Source organism: Pseudomonas sp., from assembly GCF_050739995.1.
In the GTDB taxonomy this organism is placed as follows: Bacteria; Pseudomonadota; Gammaproteobacteria; order Pseudomonadales; family Pseudomonadaceae; genus Aquipseudomonas.
Genome location: NZ_JBOICG010000543.1, coordinates 1 through 4253, shown reverse-complemented (window position 1 = coordinate 4253; position 4253 = coordinate 1). Strand labels below are relative to the sequence as shown.

2 protein-coding genes are annotated in these 4253 nt (G+C 61.0%); both read left to right on the top strand.

Features of this window, described 5'->3' with window-relative positions:
* Positions 1-415: 415 nt before the first annotated feature.
* On the top strand, positions 416-2449 hold the full coding sequence (locus tag ACRESD_RS17865; RefSeq protein WP_431752128.1) for an ABC transporter permease subunit: 2034 nt from the start codon (positions 416-418) through the stop codon (positions 2447-2449).
* 15 nt (positions 2450-2464) lie between these two features.
* Entirely contained in the window at positions 2465-4135 is a 1671-nt protein-coding gene (gene pstA / locus ACRESD_RS17860; protein ID WP_431752127.1) for a phosphate ABC transporter permease PstA, read from the top strand.
* Positions 4136-4253: the final 118 nt, after the last annotated feature.

The window sequence follows — 4253 nt, the reverse complement described above, 5'->3', positions numbered from 1 at the left end:
GTGTAGAGTTGAACCGTATTGATGTCATCGCGGGCAAGCCCGCTCCCACACTAGCCGTCTACACCTCCTAATTTTTAATCCGCTGCCAGCCCTGCTCCGCGGCGGATTTCTTGCGTCACTGCATTGTCATCTTTCTGTCATACAGGATCGCTAGGGTGTGCGCATGAATGATCTGGCCAATTCCACCATGACGACGACCTCTCCTCCCAAGCGCATTGATTTCAATACGCCTGAGCTGCAACGCAAGCGCCGCATCCGCGCGCTCAAAGATCGCCTGACCCGTTGGTACGTACTGGTCGGCGGCCTCGCCGTCCTCGGCGCCATTACCCTGATTTTCTTCTTCCTGGCCTATGTCGTTGCACCGTTGTTCCAAGGTGCTTCGCTGACCAAGGAAGCGGCGCTGACGCCTGCGTGGATTCAGGATGCCGGCAAGCCGTTGATGATCTCGATTGAAGAACAGAACCAAGTCGCCATGCGGGTTTCCGACAAGGGCCAGGCGTTGTTCTTTGATGTGCAAACAGGCGCTGAACTCAAGCGTATCGACCTGTCGCTGCCGGCCGGCAGCCAAGTGGTGTCCATCGGTAAAGACCAACCCGGCAGCCCGCTAGTGATACTCGGTTTGTCTAATGGCCAGTCCCTGGTATTCCGCCACACCTATAAAGTGTCTTACCCGGACGGCAAAAAAACCATCAGCCCGGCTGTGGAATACCCTTACGGTGAAACGCCGATCGTCCTCGACGATCAAGGCCGTCCACTGGAGCACGTGGCCCTCAACGCCACTGACTCCTCGTTGGTGGTGGCCGGTTCCGCCGGTTCGCACTTGAACGTGCTGAGCCTGAGCCGCGAAGAAAACATGATGACCGGCGAAGTCACCAGCGAGCAGAAGCGTATCGAGCTGCCGCAAATGACTGAGCCGGTGAAGGCGATCTTCATCGACCCGCGCCAGCAATGGCTGTATGTGGTCAACGGTCGCGCCCTGGCCGACGTGTTCAGCCTGCGGGACAAGAGCCTCAACGGTCGCTACAAACTGTTGGAAGATGGCACTGCAGACATCACTGCCAGCACCCAGTTGGTGGGGGGCATTTCGCTGATCGTCGGTGACTCCAAGGGCGGCCTGGCCCAGTGGTTCATGGCCCGCGACCCGGATGGCGAACAGCGTCTGAAACAGATCCGTACCTTCCAGATGAGCACTGCGCCGGTTGTGGAAATCACCGCTGAAGAACGTCGCAAAGGCTTCACCGCCCTCGACGCCTCGGGCAAGTTCGGCGTGTTCCACAGCACCGCCCACCGCACCCTGTTGGTGGACCCAGTGGTTGACGGCCAAGGCCTGTTCGGCCTGTCGCCACGCGCCAACCACGTTATCGTCGAAGCTGGCGGCAAGTTGCAACCGCTGCTGCTGGACAACCCGCACCCTGAAGTTTCCTGGAGCGCGTTGTGGAGCAAGGTCTGGTACGAAAACTACGACGAGCCTAAATACGTCTGGCAATCGACCGCCGCCAACACCGATTTCGAACCCAAGATGAGCCTGGCGCCGCTGACATTCGGCACGCTGAAAGCTGCGTTCTACGCCATGCTGCTGGCTGCGCCACTGGCGGTTGCCGCAGCGATCTACACCGCTTACTTCATGGCCCCGAGCCTGCGCCGCAAGGTCAAGCCGGTGATCGAACTGATGGAAGCGATGCCGACGGTGATTCTCGGCTTCTTCGCCGGCCTGTTCCTGGCGCCGTATGTGGAAGGGCATTTGCCGGGGATTTTCAGCCTGCTGATGTTGTTGCCGATTGGCATCTTGGTCGCGGGCTTCATCTTCAGCCGTCTGCCTGAGTCCCTGCGCCTGCGGGTGCCGGATGGCTGGGAAAGCGCGATCCTGATCCCGGTGATCCTGTTCGTGGGCTGGCTCTCGCTGTACATGAGCCCGTACTTGGAAACCTGGTTCTTCGGCGGCGATATGCGCATGTGGATCTCCCACGACCTGGGCATCACCTACGACCAGCGCAACGCCCTGGTAGTCGGCCTGGCCATGGGTTTTGCGGTGATCCCGAACATCTACTCCATCGCCGAAGACGCCGTGTTCAGCGTACCGCGCGGCCTGACCCTGGGCTCCCTGGCCCTGGGCGCCACGCCGTGGCAGACCATGACCCGCGTGGTCATCCTGACCGCCAGCCCGGGCATTTTCTCGGCGCTGATGATCGGCATGGGCCGCGCTGTCGGCGAGACCATGATCGTGCTGATGGCCACCGGTAACACCCCGGTGATGGAGATGAACCTGTTCGAGGGCCTGCGCACCCTGGCGGCCAACGTGGCGGTGGAGATGCCGGAGTCGGAAGTGGGCGGCAGTCACTACCGCGTGCTGTTCCTCTCGGCTCTGGTACTACTGCTGTTCACCTTCATCATGAACACCCTCGCCGAGCTGATTCGTCAGCGTCTGCGCAAGAAATACTCGTCGCTTTAAGAAAGGTAGAAGTCTGTGAAACAGAACTCCCTGAATGGATGGTTCAAGAGCGGCGCCCCCGGCGTCTGGATCAGCGGTGGCGCGGTGTCCATCGCGGTCATCATGACCATTGGCTTGCTTGCCGTGATTGCGGTACGCGGTCTGGGTCACTTCTGGCCGGCTGACCTGATCCAGGCCAATTACAACGTGCCGGGCCAGGAAAACCATATCGTCATCGGCGAAGTGGTGCAGAAGGAAGAAGTGCCCCGCGAGCGCCTGAAAAGCGCGGGCCTACCGGTGCCGGACCAAGGTCCGGAATTCATGACCCGCGAGCTGATCAAGGTCGGCAACCGTGATCTGAATGGCAACGACTTCACCTGGATCGTCGGCGAGTGGTTGAAGGATCAGACCAAGCCGGTCGACCTGATGGCCATCGAGCGTCGTGAATGGGGCAACTTCTACGGCACCCTGATCAACGTCAAACAAGACGGCAAGGTTGTCGCCGAAGGCGAGGCTGCGTGGCCTGAGCTGCAAGCCCGTGTCGACCGCGTCAACAAGCTGGCCGCCCAGCTCAAGACGCTGGAGAAGTCGGATATCGGCGCGATCAACGCCGGGCTGGAGCGCATCCGCCTGCACGGTCGCAAGCTGGAGCTGGAAGGCAAACTCGACGCCACTGCACAGGCAGACATGGAGTCCGGCCGTGCCGAACTGAACAACCGCTACAAAGAAGTCGAAGCGCGCCTGGCGGACCTGCACGCCCAGTTCAACCGCGACAGCCTGACCGCTCGTGACGCCAACGGCAAAGAAGTGGAAATCAGCATCGGCAAAGTCGTGCATGCCTACCAGCCGAACGCCATGGGCGCTCTGACCAAGATCGGCGTCTACTTCAGCAAGGTCTGGGAGTTCCTCAGTGACGACCCACGGGAAGCCAACACGGAGGGCGGGATTTTCCCGGCCATCTTCGGCACCGTGATGATGACCCTGATCATGGCGATTATCGTGACCCCGTTCGGCGTGCTGGCGGCGGTGTACCTGCGTGAATACGCCAAGCAGAACACCCTGACCCGTGTGATCCGTATTGCGGTGAACAACCTGGCGGGTGTACCGGCCATCGTTTACGGCGTGTTCGGCCTGGGCTTCTTCGTGTATGTACTGGGTGGCTCGGTCGACCGACTGTTCTTCGCTGAAGCCCTTCCGGCACCGACCTTCGGTACACCGGGCCTGCTGTGGGCCTCGTTGACTCTGGCACTGCTGGCCGTGCCGGTGGTGATCGTGGCCACTGAAGAGGGCTTGGCGCGGATTCCCCGCACCGTGCGTGAAGGTTCCCTGGCGCTGGGTGCAACCAAGGCGGAAACGCTGTGGAAGATCGTGCTGCCGATGGCCAGCCCGGCGATGATGACCGGCATGATCCTCGCCGTGGCCCGTGCCGCCGGTGAAGTGGCGCCGCTGATGCTGGTGGGTGTGGTGAAACTGGCGCCATCGCTGCCGCTGGACGGCAACTACCCGTACCTGCACCTGGACCAGAAGATCATGCACCTGGGCTTCCATATCTATGACGTCGGTTTCCAGAGCCCTAACGTCGAAGCTGCGCGGCCGTTGGTGTACGCCACTGCCTTGTTGCTGGTGCTGGTGATCGCCACGCTCAACCTGTCGGCGGTGTGGATTCGTAACCACCTGCGCGAAAAATACAAAGCGCTGGACAGTTAAGTGGACTCCTGTGGGAGCCGGCTTGTGTGGGAGCTGGCTTGCCTGCGATAGCATCATCGAGGTGTGACTGACACATCTCGGTGCCTGCATCGCGGGCAAGCCCGGCTCCCACACAAGC